The sequence below is a fragment of the Bradyrhizobium commune genome, from assembly GCF_015624505.1.
In the GTDB taxonomy this organism is placed as follows: Bacteria; Pseudomonadota; Alphaproteobacteria; order Rhizobiales; family Xanthobacteraceae; genus Bradyrhizobium; species Bradyrhizobium commune.
On record NZ_CP061379.1, the window covers coordinates 4,971,626 to 4,991,723 of the forward strand.

Annotated in this window: 19 protein-coding genes; 7 read left to right on the forward strand and 12 right to left on the reverse strand. The window is 64.1% G+C overall.

Annotated elements, in window-relative coordinates; genetic code table 11:
- Positions 1-134: 134 nt before the first annotated feature.
- Both IC761_RS23565 and IC761_RS23570 read right to left on the reverse strand, forming a co-directional pair.
- Positions 135-1,193: a YeiH family protein gene (locus tag IC761_RS23565; RefSeq protein WP_195799013.1), complete on the reverse strand. Its 1,059-nt coding sequence runs from the start codon at positions 1,191-1,193 to the stop codon at positions 135-137.
- A gap of 111 nt (positions 1,194-1,304) precedes the next feature.
- Positions 1,305-1,523 carry a hypothetical protein gene (locus tag IC761_RS23570; protein WP_195799014.1) on the reverse strand — a complete coding sequence of 73 codons (219 nt, stop codon included), beginning with the start codon at positions 1,521-1,523 and terminating at the stop codon, positions 1,305-1,307.
- Positions 1,524-1,767: 244 nt separating this feature from the next.
- Here IC761_RS23570 and IC761_RS23575 point away from each other — a divergent pair, with 244 nt between their 5' ends.
- Positions 1,768-3,678, forward strand: coding sequence for a flavin-containing monooxygenase (locus IC761_RS23575; protein WP_195799015.1), 1,911 nt, complete (start codon positions 1,768-1,770; stop codon positions 3,676-3,678).
- A gap of 12 nt (positions 3,679-3,690) precedes the next feature.
- Here IC761_RS23575 and ald read toward each other — a convergent pair whose 3' ends face one another.
- Entirely contained in the window at positions 3,691-4,806 is a 1,116-nt protein-coding gene (gene ald / locus IC761_RS23580) for an alanine dehydrogenase (RefSeq protein ID WP_195799016.1), read from the reverse strand.
- A gap of 134 nt (positions 4,807-4,940) precedes the next feature.
- Here ald and IC761_RS23585 point away from each other — a divergent pair, with 134 nt between their 5' ends.
- The 4 genes from IC761_RS23585 to IC761_RS23600 all read left to right on the forward strand — a co-directional run bounded on the left by IC761_RS23585 (position 4,941) and on the right by IC761_RS23600 (position 9,819).
- Positions 4,941-5,420: an Lrp/AsnC family transcriptional regulator gene (locus IC761_RS23585; RefSeq protein WP_195799017.1), complete on the forward strand. Its 480-nt coding sequence runs from the start codon at positions 4,941-4,943 to the stop codon at positions 5,418-5,420.
- Between the two features lie 351 nt (positions 5,421-5,771).
- Entirely contained in the window at positions 5,772-6,791 is a 1,020-nt protein-coding gene (locus tag IC761_RS23590; protein ID WP_195799018.1) for a cupin domain-containing protein, read from the forward strand.
- Positions 6,792-6,876: 85 nt separating this feature from the next.
- Complete coding sequence (locus tag IC761_RS23595) at positions 6,877-9,234, forward strand: Orn/Lys/Arg family decarboxylase (RefSeq protein WP_195799019.1); 2,358 nt, start codon at positions 6,877-6,879, stop codon at positions 9,232-9,234.
- Positions 9,235-9,240: 6 nt separating this feature from the next.
- On the forward strand, positions 9,241-9,819 hold the full coding sequence (locus IC761_RS23600) for a GNAT family N-acetyltransferase (protein ID WP_195799020.1): 579 nt from the start codon (positions 9,241-9,243) through the stop codon (positions 9,817-9,819).
- Between the two features lie 3 nt (positions 9,820-9,822).
- On the opposite strand, the gene IC761_RS23605 is transcribed toward IC761_RS23600, so the two are convergent.
- The 3 genes from IC761_RS23605 to IC761_RS23615 form a co-directional block, all read right to left on the reverse strand.
- Complete coding sequence (locus tag IC761_RS23605; RefSeq protein WP_195799021.1) at positions 9,823-10,035, reverse strand: hypothetical protein; 213 nt, start codon at positions 10,033-10,035, stop codon at positions 9,823-9,825.
- Between the two features lie 125 nt (positions 10,036-10,160).
- Positions 10,161-10,610 (reverse strand): flagellar basal body rod protein FlgC, encoded by a 450-nt coding sequence (locus IC761_RS23610; protein WP_195804755.1) that lies wholly within the window; start codon positions 10,608-10,610, stop codon positions 10,161-10,163.
- Positions 10,611-10,728: 118 nt separating this feature from the next.
- Positions 10,729-11,778 (reverse strand): hydroxyacid dehydrogenase, encoded by a 1,050-nt coding sequence (locus IC761_RS23615; protein ID WP_195799022.1) that lies wholly within the window; start codon positions 11,776-11,778, stop codon positions 10,729-10,731.
- Positions 11,779-12,021: 243 nt separating this feature from the next.
- Here IC761_RS23615 and IC761_RS23620 point away from each other — a divergent pair, with 243 nt between their 5' ends.
- Both IC761_RS23620 and IC761_RS23625 read left to right on the forward strand, forming a co-directional pair.
- On the forward strand, positions 12,022-12,579 hold the full coding sequence (locus IC761_RS23620) for a thiamine pyrophosphate-binding protein (RefSeq protein ID WP_195799023.1): 558 nt from the start codon (positions 12,022-12,024) through the stop codon (positions 12,577-12,579).
- An 8-nt stretch (positions 12,580-12,587) separates the two neighbouring features.
- Positions 12,588-13,184, forward strand: a complete 597-nt coding sequence (locus IC761_RS23625) for a thiamine pyrophosphate-dependent enzyme (RefSeq protein ID WP_195799024.1) — start codon at positions 12,588-12,590, stop codon at positions 13,182-13,184.
- Between the two features lie 77 nt (positions 13,185-13,261).
- Here the strand turns inward: IC761_RS23625 and IC761_RS23630 are convergent, their stop codons facing one another.
- The 6 genes from IC761_RS23630 to IC761_RS23655 form a co-directional block, all read right to left on the reverse strand.
- Entirely contained in the window at positions 13,262-13,645 is a 384-nt protein-coding gene (locus IC761_RS23630; protein ID WP_195799025.1) for a DUF1236 domain-containing protein, read from the reverse strand.
- A 114-nt stretch (positions 13,646-13,759) separates the two neighbouring features.
- Positions 13,760-14,647, reverse strand: a complete 888-nt coding sequence (locus tag IC761_RS23635; protein WP_195799026.1) for a 2-hydroxy-3-oxopropionate reductase — start codon at positions 14,645-14,647, stop codon at positions 13,760-13,762.
- A 12-nt stretch (positions 14,648-14,659) separates the two neighbouring features.
- A complete protein-coding gene (gene hyi, locus IC761_RS23640; RefSeq protein ID WP_195799027.1) occupies positions 14,660-15,445 on the reverse strand; it encodes a hydroxypyruvate isomerase in 786 nt (261 codons plus the stop codon).
- Between the two features lie 12 nt (positions 15,446-15,457).
- Positions 15,458-17,248, reverse strand: a complete 1,791-nt coding sequence (gene gcl, locus IC761_RS23645; RefSeq protein WP_195799028.1) for a glyoxylate carboligase — start codon at positions 17,246-17,248, stop codon at positions 15,458-15,460.
- Positions 17,249-17,398: 150 nt separating this feature from the next.
- Complete coding sequence (locus IC761_RS23650) at positions 17,399-19,201, reverse strand: adenine deaminase C-terminal domain-containing protein (protein ID WP_195799029.1); 1,803 nt, start codon at positions 19,199-19,201, stop codon at positions 17,399-17,401.
- A gap of 86 nt (positions 19,202-19,287) precedes the next feature.
- Entirely contained in the window at positions 19,288-20,088 is an 801-nt protein-coding gene (locus IC761_RS23655) for an NYN domain-containing protein (RefSeq protein WP_195799030.1), read from the reverse strand.
- Between the last annotated feature and the right edge of the window lie 10 nt (positions 20,089-20,098).

Consider the following 20,098-nt stretch of genomic DNA (forward strand, 5'->3'; position numbering starts at 1 on the left):
GAGAGGTCGATCGCGTAGCGATCGGGTGAGGGGGACCGTCCGCATATCCTACTCTCACCGTCCTTGCGGAGACTCCCCCTTACCCCACCCTCTCCCCGCAAGCGGGGCGAAGGAGTGCACGAGCTTCGCGCGCCTCACTTGAACCAGTGCACCAGCGCGATGCTGATGCCGAGCAGCAGCATCAGTGACAGCGTCACCGCCGCTGTCACGCGGCCGCCGACATTGGCGAGCACCTTCACGTCGACGCCCAGGCCCAGCGCGGCCATCGACACCACGGTGAGGAAGCTGGTGATCTTCGTGATCGGACCAACCACTGTACCCGGCACGATCTCCAGCGACCGTAACGTCGCGAGCGCGAGAAAGCCGAGGATGAACCAGGGGACCAGGCGGAAGAATCCGACATTGGTCTTCTTGGCGCCGGTCTGCCAGCGCGAGGCGACGAGCGAGAGGCCGACGACGACCGGACCGAGCATCAGCACGCGCATCAGCTTGACCAGCGTGCCGATCTGCGTGGAGATCAGGCCCGCCGGCACTGTCGCGGCGAGCACTTGCGGTACCGCATAAACGGTGAGGCCGGCGAGGATGCCATATTGCGTGGCGGTCAGTTGCAAGAGCGGAATCAGCAGCGGCAGGCCCAGCACCATCATCACGCCGAGGATCGCGGTGAACGAGATCGAGGATGCGATCTCGTCGCTATTCGCGCCGATGATCGGCGCCACGGCCGCAATCGCCGAGTTGCCGCAGATCGAGTTGCCGCAGGCAATCAGGATCGAGAGGCGGGTCGAGAGCCCGAGCAGACGGCTCAGGCCGAAGGACACGCTGAGCGCGATCACGACGACGGCTGCGATCGACGCCAATAGGGCAATGCCGGAGGCCGCGATCGCGGCAAAGCTGATGGAGGCGCCGAGCAGCATCACCGCGACTTCGAGCAGCTGCTTGGCGCTGAAGGCGATGCCGGCCTGCCAGCGTGGCGCCGGCTTCCAGAAGCTCCGCACGGCCATCCCGAGCAGGATCGCCATCACCAGCGCCTCGACATAGGGGTGCTCGAAGACGCCGAGCTCGGCGCGCTCCAGCAGGGCCGAAATACCGGCGACGGCGATACAGAGGAGGATGCCGGGAATCAGCGCGAGGATGCGGCTAGCGGCGGTGGCCGGCTTGGAATCGGCCGGGCTGGATGCTTGATTCTGCGACACAAATCTCTCCCTAGGGAGAAAGATTTATACGCAGCGATGCCCGGCGAGGAAATAAGTTTTCGGCATATCAGGGCCGAGGGAAGTTCTATCCTCGGCCCGGAATAATCCGGCTCAGAACAGTAGGTTCTTGGCGAGCGAGGCCACGTGGTTGAAACTGTCATAGACGCCGGGCTCGAAGAAGGCTGCGCGGGCGAAAACGATCGCCGCGACCAGCGACCAGAACACGCCGGTGCCGGCCCGCAGCACGAGCTTTGCAGCGCGCGACTGCGGCTGGGTGTCCGTCGCGGACACCAGCTGCTCGCCGAAGGGCTCAAATCCAGTGCGTTCCATGGCCGCCAATCCATCAATTTGTGAAGGAAATGTCGTTGTTTCCGCCCAAAACAGCAATGGAAGCGATTGGCGTTTTTGCGGCCTCAAGGGGAAACTCCTTCCGCCGGACAGACGTCAGGCAATAGGTTTCTTCTTTTGGCCGGTTTATCGGTCCGGAGGCAGCCCGAGACCGGCCGCATAGACGATCAACCCCTGGTCGATTACCGTGCGAACGAGCCGGACCGCCGGAGATCAGAAAAAGACGATGAACATCGCATCTCCACACAAGCCACTCGACCTCGCATCCGCAATCGCCGAAGGCGACATCCGCTGCCTCCTGATGGTGCTCGTGCACATGACCGGCGATGCGGCCTGGCTCGAGCCACCCTATCTGCCGAAGCGCGACATCCGCCTCATCCCGGATCCCGAGGCCGGCGTGCCGAAGGAGGTCCAGGACGAGATCCGGGCCGCGGTGGTCAAGCTGTTTGCCGACGGCACGCCGAATCCCGTCATCACCGATCCCGGCGACGAGCTGATGCTGAAGATGATGCGCGCCTGCCTCGGCGAAAACGTCGCGCCGGAATATGCGCCTTTGATGCGCGAGGAGATGGGCTTCGTGTCGCGCGAGGCGCAGTGGGCGAAGCGACCTTCCGACGACAAGCTCGCAGAGCGACACGTCCTGATCGTCGGCGCCGGAGTCTGCGCCATCGCGCTTGGCGTTGCGCTCGGCCATCTCGGCATACCCTACACCATCATCGAGAAGAATGCCGAGCTTGGCGGCACCTGGTGGATCAACCGCTATCCCGGCTGCGGCGTCGACACACCGAACCACTCCTATTCGTACTCGTTCGGCTCGGGCAATGCATGGACGCGCTATTTCTGCCAGCGCGAGGAGCTGCTCGGCTATCTCCTGAAGGTCGCGGACGAATACGGCATCCGCAAGCATCTGCGCGTCAACACCGAGCTGACCTCATCGCGCTGGGATGAAGAGAAGCGCCGCTGGATCTCGACGTTGAAGACGAGCGACGGCGAGGAGACCTTCGAATCCACCGCGTTGGTCTCGGCCATCGGCCAACTCAACGATCCCTCCCGCGCCCGCTTCAACGGCGAAGAGGATTTCAAGGGAACGATCCTGCACTCGGCGCTGTGGTCGGACGACATCAAGCTCGACGGCAAGCATGTCGCCGTGATCGGCACCGGCGCGACATCGATGCAGCTGGTGCCGACGATTGCCGGCCGCGTTGCTTCCGTCACCGTCTACCAGCGCAGCGCGCAATGGGCGCGGCCGGTGAAGGGTTATGCCGATCCGATCACCGAAGGCGCGCGCTGGCTGCTCGCGCATCTGCCGTTCTATGTGCAGTGGTATCGCTTCAACATGTTCTGGCGCTATGGCGACGGCCTGCTGCCGTTCCTGCGCAAGGACCCGGCCTGGCCGCATCCCGAGCGCGCCGTCAACAAGGGCAACGACCGGCATCGCCAGGAATTGACCGACTTCATTCTCACCGAGCTGAAGGACCGGCCCGACCTGATCGCAAAATGCGTACCGACCTATCCGCCGTACGGCAAGCGCATCCTGCTCGACAACAATTGGTTCAAGACGCTGACACGGGACAATGTCGAGCTCGTCACCGACACGATCGACCATTTTGACCGCGACGGCATCGTCACCGCCGACGGCGAGCACCGCCCCGCCGACATCATCGTGATCGCCACCGGCTTCAAGGTGACGGAGATGGCCGCGCGCCTCAACATCAGGGGCCGCGACGGCAAGGCTCTGCGTGAAGCCTGGGCCAACGACAACCCGACCGCGTTCCTCGGCCTCACCGTTCCCGATTTTCCCAACTTCTTCTGCATGCTCGGCCCGAACTCGGGCCCAGCCCATGGCGGCAGCGTCATCTTCCAGTCGGAGTGCCAGAGCCGCTACATCTCCGCCTGTCTCGTCGACATGATCGAGCACGACGTCGCCGCCATCGACGTCCGCCCGGGCGTGCTCGACGATTACGTTCGCAAGGTCGATGCCGAGCACGAGGCGATGATCTGGACCCATCCGGGCATGAGCACCTACTATCGCAACAGCAGCGGTCGCGTGTTTTCGGCGATGCCGTGGCGATTCGTGGATTACTGGCGCATGACGCATGATCCGGATTTCGGGCAGTACAGGGTGACGAAGGCGTGAGCCGGCCGCGCCTTACGCCGCAAGCCCGCTCCCGACAGGCGCGAAGTCCAACCCGAGGCTTTCCGCCACCGCCTTGTTGGTGACGCGACCGCGATGGACGTTCAGCCCGTTGCGCAAATGCTGATTTTCCAGCACCGCGGCAAAACCCTTGTTCGCGAGCATCAGGCCGAACGGCAGCGTCGCATTGTTCAGCGCCTGGCTCGACGTCACCGGCACAGCGCCCGGCATGTTGGCGACGCAATAATGCACGACACCATCGACTTCATAGGTCGGGTCGGTGTGCGTCGTCGGATGCGAGGTCTCGAAGCAGCCGCCCTGGTCGATCGCGACGTCGACCAGCACGGCGCCCGGCCGCATCGATGGCAGCATCGCGCGCGTGACGAGTTTTGGTGCGCTAGCGCCGGGCACCAGCACGGCGCCGATCACGACATCGGCATTGAACACCTCCTCCTCGACCGACTCGATGGTCGAGAACCGCGTGCGAATGCGTCCGGCGAAGAGATCGTCGAGCTCGCGCAGCCGCGGGATCGCGCGGTCGATCACCGTGACCTCCGCGCCAAGGCCCGCGGCCATGCGCGCGGCCTGCGTTCCGACCACGCCGCCGCCAAGCACGACCACGCGTGCCGGCTGCACGCCGGGCACGCCGCCCAACAACAGCCCGCGACCGCCAGCTGACCGCTTGAGCGCCGCGCCGGCGGCCTCGATGGCGAGGCGGCCGGCGACTTCGCTCATCGGCGCAAGCAGGGGGAGGTGACCGGCCGCGTCGGTGACGGTTTCATAGGCGATCGCAGTACAGCCCGACGCGAGCAGACCCTTGGCCTGTTCAGGATCCGGCGCGAGATGGAGATAGGTAAACAGGATCTGGCCCTCGCGAAGCTGGGCCCATTCGCCCTTCTGCGGCTCCTTCACCTTCACGATCATGTCGGACTTCGCGAAGATGTCGCGCGCACTCGCAGCGATGAAGGCCCCTGCCCGCTGGTACACCTCGTCGGAGGCGCCGATGCCGCCGCCTGCGCCGGTTTCGACCGTCACCTGATGCCCGGCCGCGACGTATTCGCGGACCGCGCCCGGGGTGAGCCCGACGCGATATTCCTGCACCTTGATCTCCTTGGGCACACCGACACGCATCCTGGGCTCCTCTTGATTCACCCCCGCGATCGTAGCGATGTGGCCAGTTTGGTTTCGTGCAAATATCCGCTAGTTTCGCATGCCTAGCGCCGGTTTCGGGCGCGGAAATGCCCTCTCGCGCTGGAAACGAAACCTTGGCCCTCGACCGCAAAGATATCGCCATTCTCGCGGAACTCACCACCAATGCGCGCGCCAGCCACACGGAACTCGCCAATAAGGTTGGCCTGTCGAGCACCGCGCTGGCGCGGCGGCAGAAGGCGCTGGAGGACGACGGCTACATCCAGGGCTACCAGGCGGCGCTCGATCTCGCGCAGTTCGGCCTCACCACGACGGTGTTGGTGCGCATCGCCCTGGAGAGCCAGAGCGACGAAGCGCTGAAGGCGTTCGAGGCGGAGGTGGTGAAATGCCCCTCCGTCGTGCGCTGCTTCCTGATGTCAGGCACCGACGACTACATCCTGATCGTGCTCGCCCGCGACATCCAGGATTTCGAGCGCATCCACCGCACCGAGTTGTCGCGCCTGCCGCGCGTCGCACGCGTACAATCGAGCTTCGCGCTGCGCGAGATCGTCAACCGCGCGGTGCCGACCGTGGTGTTTGCGGAGGTGAAGCGCTGATTGGCGTCGGGCGCGGGTCGGATCGCGCTGTCAAGCGCGTCACTTCACAGCGGCTTTCATTCCATCATCAAAGATAATTGACGTTTCAGCCGAACGATTGAGGGTGTTCATCAGACCTAATGGAAGGAGGCGTAGCCGGGTTCGTGGTCCCTTAATACAACCTTCTGATATTCGAGGTCTTCGATGTTCAAATCCAACCGACGTGTTTTCATTCAGTCCGTTGCCTTCGGCGCTGGTGTATTGGGCGCTTCACAATCAGCGATTGCAGCCCCAGACGGGCACGCCGCGGGTTACGACGTCGCTCCGGCGTCGGAATTCCTCAAGACGATCCCGCGGAAGTCCGGCGATCCCATGGCGTTCACGGCGTCGCTGGACAGGGCGCCGATCAAGGCCACCTCGGGCGGCTGGGCGCGCGAAGTCACGACCCGTACCCTTCCGCTCGCGACCGGCATTGCCGGCGCGCATCTCTTCGTCAACGCGGGCGGCGCCCGGGAAATGCATTGGCATAATTCGGCCGAATGGGCCTTCGTCGTCGACGGCCATTGTCAGGTGACGGTGGTCGATCCCGAGGGCCAGCTCGAAATCGTCAATCTCGCACCCGGCGATCTCTGGTACTTCCCGAAAGGCCACAGCCACGCTATCCAGACGCTGGGGCCCTCCCCCTGTCACGCCGTTCTCGCCTTCGATGACGGCCTTTATTCCGAGCACGGCACGTTCGGCATCAGCGACTGGATGAGCCGCTACGACGCCCCGACCCTGTCGCAGGCGCTCGGCGTTTCCACGGAGATCTTCGGCGCCAATCCGAAGGCCGAGACCTACATCATGCAGGGCGAGGTGCTGGCGCTCGACGGCCCGCAGGCGAAGACTGCGCGCGCGCTGGATCGCGACCGGACCCACCGCTTCGCGCTGATGTCCCAGAAGCCACGTGTCAGCACGGCCGGCGGCCAGCTCTACGTGGCCTCCGCCAAGGAGTTTCCGGTCTCGAGCGGAATGACCGGGCTGGTCCTCAAGCTCAAGCCCGGCGCGATGCACGAACCGCATTGGCACACCGATGCCAACGAATGGCACTACGTGCTGAAGGGACGCACGCGCGTGACCCTGTTCGCCTTCGACAAGCGTGTCGCCGTCGCCGAGCTGTCGCCCGGAGACTGCGCCTACATTCCGCGCAATTGCGGCCACTCGATCGAGAATATCGGCAAGGAGGACGCCGAAATGGTCGGCGTGCTCGACAATGGCGCATATCGCGAAAGCAGCCTGACCGATTGGCTGGCGAAGGCGCCGCGCCATCTGCTGGCCAACAATTTCGGCCTTCCGGAGGCGGCGGTGGCGAATTTCGGGCGGAAGCGGATGATCATTGCCGCGGCAAGCTGAGCGCTCCACAGCGGCGCGCGCCGTCGTCATAGAACTGTCATCGAATGTGCAGAGACCTGTCGGACTCGCACATTCGGGACACGCCATGGACTATTTCAAGCGCTTCAACTTCCTGTTCGCCGCACCTGTGTTCGACACCGACGATCTCGAGGGCGTCCGCTTCAACCAGATCATCGAGGAGATCCAGCGCTCCGGCTTCGAGGTGGTCCGGGCCCGCAAGCTGGAAGACGCCGAGATGGCCGTGCAGACCGATGCCGCGATCGGCTGCATGGTGGTCGACTGGGGCAAGAAGGGCCTGGAGGGCAAGACCTCGGCGCTGATCAATCTGATGCGGCGACGCGGCCTCGACTTCCCGATCATCCTCCTGATCCGGCGCAAGCGCTTCGAGGATTTGCCAGTCGAGGTGCTCGACTTCATCGACGGCTACGTCTTCCTGTCCGAGGAGACGCCGACCTTCATCGCCAAGAATTTGATCAGCCGGCTCAAGCAATATGCCGAGACGCTGAAGACGCCGTTCTTCGGCGCCCTGGTCGACTATGCCGAGGAAGGCAACCAGCTCTGGACCTGCCCGGGCCATAATGGCGGCGTGTTCTACAACCGCAGCCCGATCGGCCGGGTCTTCGTCGAGCATCTCGGCGAATCCGTGTTCCGCGACGACCTCGACAATTCCGTGCTCGACCTCGGCGACCTCCTCACCCATGAAGGCCCGGCGCTGAAGGCGCAGAAGGAGGCCGCTGCCATCTTCGGCGCGGAGAAGACCTATTTCGTGCTCAACGGCACCTCGACCTCGAACAAGGTCGCACTCGGCGCCCTCGTCACCGACGGCGACCTCGTGCTATTCGACCGCAACAATCACAAGGCCGCCCATCACGGCGCGCTTCTGATCAATGGCGGCATCCCGATCTACGTGCCGACCATCCGCAACGCCTGGGGCCTGATCGGCCCGATGCGCTGGGATGTACTGGACGAAAAGGCCCTGCGCGAGGCGATCCGCAATCACCCGCTGGTGACGGACAAGGACGTCTGGCGCAAGGAGCGGCCGTTCCGCGTTGCCGTTGTCGAGCAGTGCACCTATGACGGCACGATTCACAACGCCGAGATGATCCTGAAGCGCATCGGCCATCTCTGCGAATACATTTTGTTCGACGAGGCCTGGGCTGGCTTCATGAAATTCCACCCGCTTTATGCCGGCCGCTTTGCCATGGGACTGGCAAATCTTGCCCCCGAGGCGCCCGGTATCATCGCGACGCAGTCGACCCACAAGCAGCTCGCGAGCTTCTCGCAGGCCTCTCAGATCCATATCAAGGACCGTCATATCCGCGGCCAGAAGCGGCGCGTCGAGCACCGGCGCTTCAACGAAAGCTTTATGCAGCACGCGTCCACGTCGCCATTCTACCCACTATTTGCGTCTCTGGATGTCGGCGCGCAGATGATGAAGGGTCGCTCCGGCGAGGTGCTGTGGGACGACACGATCCGGCTCGGCATCGAGCTGCGCAAGAAGATCCGCGCGATGCGCCGGGAGTTCGAGGAGAAGGAGCAGAACGCGGACCGGCGCTGGTTCTTCGAACCCTTCGTGCCCGATCGCGTCGCGATCCCCGATGTCAGCCGCCCCGGCAGCGCGCACAACGTCGCCTGGGAGACTCTCTCGACCGACGAGCTCGCCACCAATCCCGCGCTGTGGCAGCTCTCCCCCGATACCGACTGGCATGGCTTTCCCGGCCTCACCGAAGGCTTTGCCATGACCGACCCGAACAAGCTGACACTGCTCACGCCCGGCTTCGACCGCGCCACAGGCGCCTATGCCGAGCATGGCATCCCCGCACCCGTCGTCGCGCAATATTTGCGCGAGAACCGCATCGTGCCCGAGAAGAACGACCTCAACTCGCTGCTGTTCCTGCTCACCCCCGGGGTCGAGGCGAGCAAGGCCGGCACGCTGATCTCCGGCCTCGTCGCCTTCAAGCGGCTGCACGATGACAATGCGCTCCTGGCCGACGCGATTCCGGAATTCTATCAGCGGCGCCAGGCCCGCTATGCCGGCGTGCGGCTGCGCGATCTCTGCGGCGAGATGCACCGCTTCTTCCGCTCAGCCGATGTCAGCGCGCTCCAGGCGCGGCAATTCATGCCCGAGCACATGCCGGAGATCGCGATGTCGCCCCGCGATGCCGCGCGCCGGCTGATCCGTAACGATGTCGACTATCTGCCGATCGAGGCAATCGCGGGTCGCATCGCCACCACACCCTTCGTGGTCTATCCGCCCGGCATCGCTACGATCGTGCCCGGCGAGCGGCTGACGGAACGGGCCAAGCCCATGGTGGATTACCTCAAGATGTTCGAGGCCTGCTTCAACAATTTTCCAGGCTTCGATGTGGAAATCCAGGGCGTCTACAAGGAGGTCGATGCGCAGGGTCGCATCGGGCTCTATACTTACGTCGCTGCCGAGTAGGTGCCGATGAGCGAAACAGCCGTAATTCGTGCGGATGACGAGCCGGTCCTGGTCCGTCCCTCCCGTGAGAGCGATATCGAAGCCATGATGGCGATCTATCGCTATCATGTCCGCAATGGCGTTCCGCGCGACGTCGAGGGAACCGGCGCGCCTGAGCCGGACGATCTGCGCGACCGGCGCAAGAATTTGAAGCAGACCCGCCTGCCGCATCTGGTCGCGACCTTTCGTGGCGAGGTCGTCGGCTATGCCTATGCGGTGCTGTTTCGCAAGCGCCCGGCCTATCGCTACACGGCCAAGCATTCGATCTACGTCCACCATGAGCATCTTGGCCGCGGGGTCGGACGGCTGTTGCTCGGAGAATTGATCGATGCCTGTGCTGCGGCGGGCTTTCGCCAGATGATCGGCTACATCGATGCCGACAACGCCCCGTCACTGGCGCTGCATGAAAGATTTGGGTTCGCCCGGGTCGGCCTGTTGTGCGGCGTCGCCTATCGCCACGGCCGCTGGTGCGACACCGCCATGGTCCAGCGCTCGCTCGGCGCGGGCGTGACCGCCCCTCCGCCTGTCCCCACGCCCGGGCGCTGACACCTAGGACGCAAAGTCAGCCGGCCTGACCTGGATGCGGTCTGCATGCAGCGACCAGTGATGCAACGCCTGGTCCTTGCAAAACCTCGCCTTCGCCCGCTCCCTCGCCTCGTCCTCGTCGGCGGCGTCGATCTCGAGTGTACCCTGGCAGACCTCAATCTGCCGGCCGTACTGGCCGAGCACGTCCTTCATGAACCTGACGACGTAAGTGGACATGGGACCTCCCTGTGCCCCCCGCAGCATTCTAGTCCCATTTTGCCCGGACGGGGGAAGGAGATTTTGATGGAGATCAAAGGTCGGCGACGGTTCCCGCCGCCGCGTCGGTTCGATCCCGTCAGCCATCACGTCGTGATATCGAGGAGCGACTTCTCCGTTTCGGAGTAGGCTTGAATGACCTTCGCATTGGCAATGAAACTGTACTTTGCGGTCGCCATTTGAACGAACTCGTTGGTGAGATCGACATTTGGCGCTGCGACCAGGCCGTCCTGGTTTGCGAAGGGAGCGCTCGAGTCATATTGTGCCGTATAGCTCGGCGAAACTGTCGACACGGTCGCGCTCGTACCGCCTGGCGTCGAACCGCTCGATTGGTCGACCTGATCGACGCGCAACGGCACATAAGCCGCGGGATAAGCCGAACTCGTGCTCGAACTGCCAGCACCGGCCAATGTGCCCGATCCGCCTGACGCGGGCAACGGGCCGGTCGTGCGGACATTGGCGATGTTGCTCGCGGCCACGTTCAACCGCAAACTCGCCGCATTAAGCCCGGATGTCGCAATCGAAAATATGCTCATGCACCCCGGTTTACAGAACAAGTCATACGTGATCATTCACGCTATCGATAAGATGCGCCACTTTGTGTTTTCATCGTGGTAACCAAGGACTGGCGCGCATGAGCCCTTCGCGCGCACCCTACCCCGGGGTGAGGCCGAACGTCTGCTTGAACCGCTCCGCATAGATCGGCCAGACCTCGGGATTGATGATGCGTGGTGGCCGCTTGCCGTCGAGCGTCTCCAGCACCTGCTCGGCGGCGATGCGGCCCATGTTCTGGCGCGCCTCGATCGTCACACCGGCCGTGTGCGGGCTCGCCAGCACGTTGTCGAACTGGAGCAGCGGATGCTCCGGCGGCGGCGGCTCCTTGGACCAGACGTCGAGGCCGGCCCCTGCGATGCGCCTGTCGCGCAACGCCCCAAGCAGCGCGTCCTCGTCGTGGATGAAGCCGCGGGCCGTGGTGATGAAATAGGCGTGCGGCTGCATCAGCGCGAATTCGCGCGTGCTCATCATGTTACGGCTGCCCTTGTTGAGCGGGCAGGAGATCGAGACAAAATCGGCGCGGCGCAGGAGCTCGTCGAGCTCGACCTTCTCGCCGCCGCGCTCGGCCATCACTTCGGCGGACAGATACGGGTCGTAAGCCAGCACCTTCATGCCGAACAGGCCGTTGCACAGCGCCGCAATGCGGCGGCCGACATTGCCGAGCCCGATAATGCCGACGGTCTTGTGCTCGATCTCGTTGCCGACGAGCTCGTTGCGGTTGACGTTGGACTCCCTGCGGAGCTTGCGGTCTGACTGGATGATGCGCTTGGACAGCGTCAGCATCATCGCCAGCGCGTGCTCTGCGACGGAATGCGCGTTGCCGCCGGACTGGTTCACGACCAGCACGCCCGCATCCGTGCAGGCCTCGACATCGACGGGGTCGAAGCCTGCGCCATTGCTGGAGACCAGCAGCAGGTTCGGCGTCCGCTTCAGGAAGGCGGCGTCGACATGGAAATGCGGTGCCAGCTCATCGCGGGCGGCACCGATCTGGTAGACATGGGCCGCCCCCAGGATCGGAGCGTAAAAGTCCTCGGGGCTCTCGTTCTCGATGCGGTCGAGCCGGACGTCGGGCCGCGCTTTCAGGATGTCGATATAGATCGGATTGGCCAGGTATTTGACGTAGAAGACGCGCTTGCTGTTGACCGACATCAGGACCCTTCCGGCTCTCTCGCGGAGACCCACAAGGCCAGCGCAATGCGCGCCCCGTCCATGCGTTCCTCCCGTTTTCTCGTTATCGCCGCTTATGACACGGCGGCGCCGGCAACGGCAGGCCGTCTGGCGCAGGTCACGGTGCCGGCCGGGACATGTTGACAATCCCGCCCGCTCCGTCAAGTTCGGGAGATCGCCGCGACGGCCCAAGAAGAAGCGCGCGCGGCTGAAGGGGAGAACGCAATGGCGGTTGCGGAGCAACAGACCTCGTCACAGGCGTCCAGCGACAAAAGCTGGCACGGCATCGTCCTGCAAACCCTGAAGCGAAACGAGATCAGCCTCGTGCCTTACGTCCCCGACCGGGTGCTGACACCACTGATCAAGAACCTGCATGCCGATCCTTTCTTCACGAGCTTCGCCACCGCCCGCGAGGAAGAGGCCGTCGGCATCGTCTCAGGCGCCTGGATGGGCGGCAGGCGCGGCGCGGTGCTGATGCAGACCTCGGGTTTCGCCACGCTCGCCAATGTGCTGGCCTCGCTCGCGGTGCCCTACCAGATCCCGCTGATCATGTTCGTCTCCGAGCGCGGCACGCTTGGCGAGTTCAACTACGGCCAGTCGCTGGTCTGCCGCACCATGCGACCGGTGCTGGATTCGCTCGCGCTCGAGCATCACACCATCACCCGGCTCGACGAGCTCGAATTCATCGCCGACCGCTCGATCAAGCAGGCCGTGACGACGCAGGCGCCGGTGGCGCTGATCCTCAACCCGCTGCTCACCGGCGGCAAGACTTTCGACAAGTGAGGTCAGCGATGGACACCCGCAATACCAAGGTGATGAACCGCTTCGACGTGACTTCGCGTCTGATCGGAAAGCTCAAGCGAGAGGAAGCCGTGATCGGCGGCATCGGCAACACCAATTTCGACCTCTGGGCCGCCGGCCACCGTCCGCAGAACTTTTACATGCTGGGCAGCATGGGCCTCGCCTTCCCGATCGCGCTCGGCGTCGCGCTGGCGCAGCCCGACCGTCGAGTCTTTGCGCTCGAAGGCGATGGCTCGCTCTTGATGCAGCTCGGATCGCTCTCGACGATTGCGACGCTGAAGCCGAAGAACCTGATCATGATCGTGATGGACAACGGTATCTACCAGATCACCGGCGCGCAGCCGACGCCGGCCGCAAGTGTGGCTGACATCGTCGCGATCGCGTTGGGCTCGGGTCTCGCCCACAGCGCCTGGGCGGCAGACGAGGAAGATTTTGAGCGCCTGGTCGATGAAGCGATGTCCGCCTCCGAGCCGAGCCTGATCGCCGTCCGCATCGATGACAAGCCCGGCGTCGGCGCCACCCGGCGCGATCCCGTCCAGATCCGCGAACGCTTCATGCACGGCCTCGGCGTGCGCGAGCCACTCTGACGTCTGGACATCAAAGACACGGCCCCGCGGAGTGGTACTCCGCAGGGCCGACTTGCTTTAGCCTACGTTCGCCGCACTCAGTCGATGATCTTGACCACCCGCCGCGTGCGCGGCTCGACGATCACGCGACGGTCGTTGACGACCGCATAGCGATATTCGGTATAATTCGGCACGGGTCGTAGTTCGACGGTCGCCGGCAGCGGCTCGCCGACCACGACGCGCTCCTGGACCACGACCGAACGCTCACGCGGAAGACCGCCCAAGACCGCATTCGGAATCTCCAGACCGGCGCCGACGGCCGCACCGACAGTGCCGCCAACCATCGCGCCGACCGGGCCACCGATGTCGCCACCCGCACGCGCGCCGTTCCTGGCGCCCTGTTCGGTCGTCGACTGGGCAAAGGCTGCACTCGACGCCAGCAGCGACACGGCAGCCAACGAAATCGCAAGACGGGTCTTCATGTCCACACCCTCCAGTGTTTGTTGATGTGCCTTCAACCGCGCGGCCGGACCATTGTTCCGGTTCCCGCGCGCCGAAAGTTGCTTCGCATCTGAAGAGTGTTACCGCGTAACAGTTCAGGCCGCGGCGATCTCGTGCCCCGCCATCAGTTCCAGCGCCCGCACCATCGCCGAGTGATCCCAGGCCTTGCCGCCATGCGCCGCGCAGGACGAGAATAATTGCTGCGCGACCGCCGTACTCGGCAACGACAGGCCGAGTACGCGGGCGCCTTCGAGCGCGAGGTTGAGATCCTTCTGGTGCAGCTCGATGCGGAAACCCGGATCGAAATTGCGCTTCACCATGCGTTCGCCATGGACCTCGAGAATTCGCGACGACGCAAAGCCGCCCATCAGCGCCTTGCGCACCAGCGCAGGGTCGGCGCCGGCCTTGGATGCGAACAGCAGCGCTTCGCTCACCGCCTCGATCGTCAGCGCGACGATGATCTGGTTGGCGACCTTTGTCGTCTGGCCATCGCCATTGGCGCCGACATGGGTGACATTCTTGCCCATCTTGTCGAAGATCGGCTTCATCGTGCCGAAGGCCCGCTCCGGTCCGCCGACCATGATGGTGAGGCTCGCCGCCTTGGCGCCGACCTCTCCGCCCGACACCGGCGCGTCGAGATAATCCGCGCCGAGCGCCACGATCTTCTTGGCGAACTCTTTCGTCGCCAGCGGCGAGATCGAGCTCATATCGACGACGATCTTGCCTTTGGAGATGCCGCTCGCAACGCCGTCCTTGCCGAACAGCACGGCTTCCACATGTGGCGTATCCGGCACCATGATGATGACGGCATCCGCCTCCTCCGCCACCTCCTTGGCCGACTTGCAGGCAACGCCGCCGGCCGCGATCAGCTCCGGCGCAACAGGCGCGACGTCATGCAGGACAACGCGATGGCCCGCGGCCAGGAGATGGCCGGCCATCGGCCGTCCCATGGTGCCAAGTCCGATGAAGCCGATGTCGATCATGTCTGCGTTTCCTCAGGTCTCAAACGTTTGTGCCGCGTGCCAGGACAGGCCTTCCAGCGTCGTGGTGCGCGGCTTGTATTCGCAGCCGATCCAGCCGCGATAGCCGATCGCGTCGAGATGGCGGAACAGGAAAGGATAGTTGATCTCGCCGGTGCCGGGCTCGTGCCGGCCGGGATTGTCGGCGAGCTGAATGTGGGCGATCTGGGGCAGATATTCCTGCATGGTGCGGGCGAGATCGCCCTCCATGATCTGCATGTGGTAGATGTCGTACTGGATGAAGACGTTGTTCGATCGTACCTCGGAGATCAGCTGCACCGCCTGCTCGGTGCCGTTGAGGAAGAAACCGGGGATGTCGAGCGTGTTGATCGGCTCGACCAGCAGCTTGATGTTCTCGCGCGCCAGCGTCGAGGCGGCGAAACGCAGATTGCCGACCAGCGTCTCCTGAAGCTCGCGCGGATCAGCGTCCACTGGTGCGATGCCGACGAGGCAGTTGAGCTGATCGCAATCGAGCGCTTTGGCGTAGTCGATGGCGCGGAACACGCTGTCGCGAAATTCGGCGACGCGATCGGGCATGATCGCGATGCCGCGCTCGCCGGCGGCCCAGTTGCCGGCCGGCAGGTTGTGCAGCACCTGGGTCAGACCGTGAGCCTCCAACTGCTCGCGCAATAGCGCCTTGTCGAACTCATAGGGGAAGAGATATTCGACTCCGCTGAATCCGGCCGCTTTCGCCGCAGCAAAACGGTCGGGAAATGGCATCTCGTTGAAGAGCATGGTGAGGTTGGCGGCGAATTTCGGCATGATGCTGTCCCCCTATTCTGCCGGTTGGAGTACGCCGGGCCGCGCGGTCCCGACCTCGTCGAGCGGCAGATCCAGCACCTCCTCGAACTCGACGATGTTGTCGATCTCCGTCCCCATCGCGATGTTGGTGACGCGCTCGAGGATGAATTCGACCACCACGGGCACGCGGTGCTTCTTCATCAATTCGCGCGCAGTGGCGAACGCCGCCTGGGTATCCTTGGGATCCGTGACGCGGATCGCCTTGCAGCCGAGACCTTCGGCGACCGCGACATGGTCGACGCCGTAGACGCCGATCTCGGGCGCATTGATGTTCTCGAACGAGAGCTGGACGTGATAGTCCATCTCGAACCCACGCTGGGCCTGACGGATCAGGCCGAGATAGGAATTGTTCACGACGACGTGGATGTAGGGTAGATTGAACTGCGCCCCGACTGCGAGCTCCTCGATCAGGAACTGGAAGTCGTAGTCGCCGGACAGCGCCACGATGTCGCGCTCCGGGCACGCCGCGCGCACGCCAAGCGCTGCCGGCAAGGTCCAGCCCAGCGGCCCCGCCTGCCCCGCGTTGATCCAGTTGCGCGGCTTGTAGACGCCGAGGAATTGCGCACCTGCGATCTGCGAGAGGCCGATCACGGTGACATAGGTGGTGTCGCGGCCGAAAGCCTTGTTCATTTCCTCATAGACGCGCTGCGGCTTGATCGGGACGTTGTCGAAATGGCTCTTGCGCAGCATGGTCTTCTTGCGGTCGCGGCAGGCCGCGGGCCACGCCTGGCGCTCGCGGAGCCTGCCTGACCGGCGCCACTCCCTGGCGACGGTGACGAAGAGCTCGAGCGCGGCCTTGGCGTCCGAGACGATGCCGAGATCGGGATTGAAGACGCGCCCGATCTGCGTCGGCTCGATGTCGACATGCACGAAGGTGCGGCCTTTGGTGTAGGTCTCGACCGAACCGGTGTGCCGGTTGGCCCAGCGGTTGCCGATGCCGAGCACGAAATCGGATTCCAGCAGTGTGGCGTTGCCGTAGCGGTGGCTGGTCTGCAGACCGACCATGCCCGCCATCAGCACGTGATCGTCAGGGATCGCGCCCCAGGCCATCAATGTCGGCACCACCGGGACATTGGCGATCTCGGCGAACTCCACCAGCAGGTCCGAGGCATCGGCGTTGATGACGCCGCCGCCCGCGACGATCAGCGGCCGCTCGGCCGCGTTGAGCATCTCCAGCGCCTTCTCGACCTGTTTTCGCGTGGCGGCCGGCTTGTAGACCGGCAACGGCTCATAGGTCTCGTCGTCGAATTCGATCTCGGCGAGCTGGACGTCGAGCGGCATGTCGATCAGCACCGGCCCAGGCCGGCCCGAGCGCATCACATGAAAGGCCTGGCTGAACACGCGCGGCACCAGCGCCGGCTCGCGCACGGTGACAGCCCACTTCGTCACAGGCTTGGCGATCGACTCGATGTCGACCGCCTGAAAGTCCTCCTTGTAGAGCCGCGCCCGCGGCGCCTGCCCGGTGATGCAGAGGATCGGAATGGAATCGGCGATCGCCGAATAGAGCCCGGTGATCATGTCGGTGCCAGCCGGCCCCGAGGTGCCGATGCAGACGCCGATATTGCCGGCCTTGGCACGGGTATAACCCTCGGCCATGTGCGAGGCGCCCTCGACGTGGCGCGCGAGGATGTGGCGGATCGAGCCGCGCTTCTTCAGCGCCGAGTAAAGCGGATTGATCGCCGCCCCGGGAACGCCGAAGGCCGTCGAAATGCCCTCCTTCTCCAGGATACGCACGGCCGCATCGACAGCTCGCATCTTCGCCATATCGGACCTCGCTTGGTTACGTCAGCGAGCGAGATCATCGGGCGCGCAAGATGCGATCTCAACGAGATCGATTTTATTTTCCACGATGCGGCAGCCGTGGAAAAATCGCGGGTGTCTCAATCGGTTAGATCGAGAAGCGCATGAAAGAGATCACTCGAACAGCGGTGCGAGCTCCATCTGAGGCACCAGCACCAGACCCTTGTCGGTGATGCGAATTTCCGGAATGACCGACAGCGGAATGAGATTGAAGCCCATGTAGGGGATGGTGCAGCCGGCCTCGGCCCATTCCTTCTTCAGCACCTTGACCTCTTCCGCCACTTCGGTGACGCGCTTGTCGGACAGGAGCCCCGCGATCGGCAGCGGGACCAGCGCCCTCACCTTGGCATCGGCGACGACGCAGACGGCGCCCTGATGCTCCTTGATGGCTGATATTGCGACCTGCATGTCGGGCTCGTTGGTGCCGGCGACGATGAGGTTGTGGCTGTCATGGCCGACGCTGGAGGCGACCGCGCCGCGCTTGAGGCCAAAATCCTTGAGCAGGCCATAGGCCACGTTGCCGGCCGACTTGCCGTGGCGTTCGACCACCGTCACAAAACACAGGCCGTAGCGCGCGAACAGCGATGGCCAGTCCTTGGCCGGCTCGATCGCGACCTTCTCGTGGATCAGCGTGATGCCCGGCAGCGCCGTCCTGATGGTGTTGACGGTGCAGGCCCTCGCCGGCAATTCCGGCGTCAGCTTCAGCTTTTCCGGCAGCTTCACGGTGACACAGGCTGCCTTCGGATATTGATAGCGCTGCGACAGCGCCTGATCGAGCCGCGGCGTGATCTTGCGGTTCTCCACCACCAGCTCGCCGCCATACCAGGTGCATTGTGGCTTCAGATTGTCATCCATCAGCACCAGATCGGCGCGGCGGCCACCGCCGAGCCCGCCGATATCGCCGTCCATGCCGAAGCGCGTCGCACCATGCAGCGAGCCCATCGACCAGGCCTGCTCCGGCGACATCCCCGCCTTCACGGCTTCGCGCACCACCCAGTCGAGGCCGAACAGCAGCAAATCATCAGCATCGCGGTCGTCGGTGCAGACCGCGGTGCGTTTGTGCGAAGCGCCGAGCTCGGTGATCGTCCGGATCGCCTGCGGCAGCGAATGCCAGGGCGTGGTCGGCGGACCGCCACGCAGGAAAATCCAGACGCCGGCATCAAGCAGATCGTCGGCAATGTCACGGTCGATCGCCTCATGGGTATCGGTCACGCCGCTCGCCGCATAGGCCGCGACGAATTCGCGGCCGTAGATATGGCCGGACACTGGTCGCCCACGTGTCAGGGCGGCAGCGATGATCGCGTGGCTGCGCTCGTCCCCCATCGTCACCGGTACAAAATCCATCTTCTCCCCGAGCGCGACGGCTTCGGGCCAGCGATCGAACAGGCCGGCGATCTTGTCAGGCGTGAGATCGCCGCCCGCGGTCTCCAGCGCGGCCGAGGTTGCCGGCACGGTCGACGGCACGGTCAAGAAGATCGACAGCGGCGCCTCGCGCGCGTCCTCCAGCATCGCCTCGACGCCGGCGACGTCCATGACATTGCCGATCTCGTGGCTGTCGCAGAAGATCGTGGTGGTGCCGTTCAGCAGCGCGGCCTCGGCGTAGGCGCAGGCCGTCACCATCGAGGATTCGATGTGGATGTGCGGATCGACCAGACCCGGCGCGATGATGCCGCCGGCGGCGTCGTAGAGCGGCACGCTGCTCCAGACCTTTTTCGCCGTCCCGGCCGGCTTGACGGCGGCGACGCGGCCGGTGGTGATCCAGACCTCACGTCCCGGATGGATCCGCTCGGAATAGGTCGAGAGCACCCGCGCATCGGTGATCACGAGATCGGGCGCGACGCGGGCCGAGGCGACATCGGCGAGGCGCCGCGTCATTGCATGCAGCGGCGCAACGGCAAAGCGGGTGAGTTTGGTCATCAGGATCTCGCGTGGCGTTACGATTGGGGGCGATGGTTACGCCCTGCGCCAAACTGGGCAAGCTCAAATATAACGGCACGCCCTGCTTACGCCTTAGGCGGCGGACCGCCCGCCGTCCCTGACCTGGCAGGTCTGCGCGAGTTCCGCGTCCTCGGCGGGGATGCGGCAGTGGGTTTGACCCGAATCCGCATCGATCGGCCCTTTGGCTCATCGATCTCGAATGAATTTGTCTTTCGCACGAGGTCACTCAGCTTGCGGAAGCCAAAAGTCCTCGGATCGAAATCGGACGCCAAATTGGCAAGCTGCCGTCCGACTTCGCCAAGCGCGACCCAGCCGTCTTCGCTCTCCATCTGGGTGATGACCTTCTTGATGATGGGGGTCGCTGCATCGGGCGGCTGAAGCGATGTCGATCTCAGGGCGGCGTCCTGGTTGTTCGCCGGGGTGGCCAGCAGGTTCTCCGTATAGACGAATCTGCGGCAGGCCTGCCTGAAGCTTTCCGGTGTCTTCTGTTCGCCGAACCCAAAGACATCGACGCCCTGCTCCCGGATGCGGGCGGCAAGACGGGTGAAGTCGCTGTCGGACGACACCAGGCAAAAGCCATCGAACCGACCGCTGTGAAGCAGGTCCATTGCATCGATGACCAGCGTTATGTCGGAGGCATTCTTTCCCGTCGTATAGGCGAACTGCTGCTGGGGGATGATGGCGTGCTTCGAGAGAATGTCGGCCCAGCCTCGGGACCTGGCATTGGAGAAGTCGCCGTAGATGCGGCGAACGCTCGCCTCCCCGATCTTGGCAATTTCCTCGAACAGGCCATCGGCGATTTTTGCGGAGGCATTGTCGGCGTCGATCAGGACAGCGAGACGGGGCGAACGGAGCTCGGAAGGCATGACATTCCCC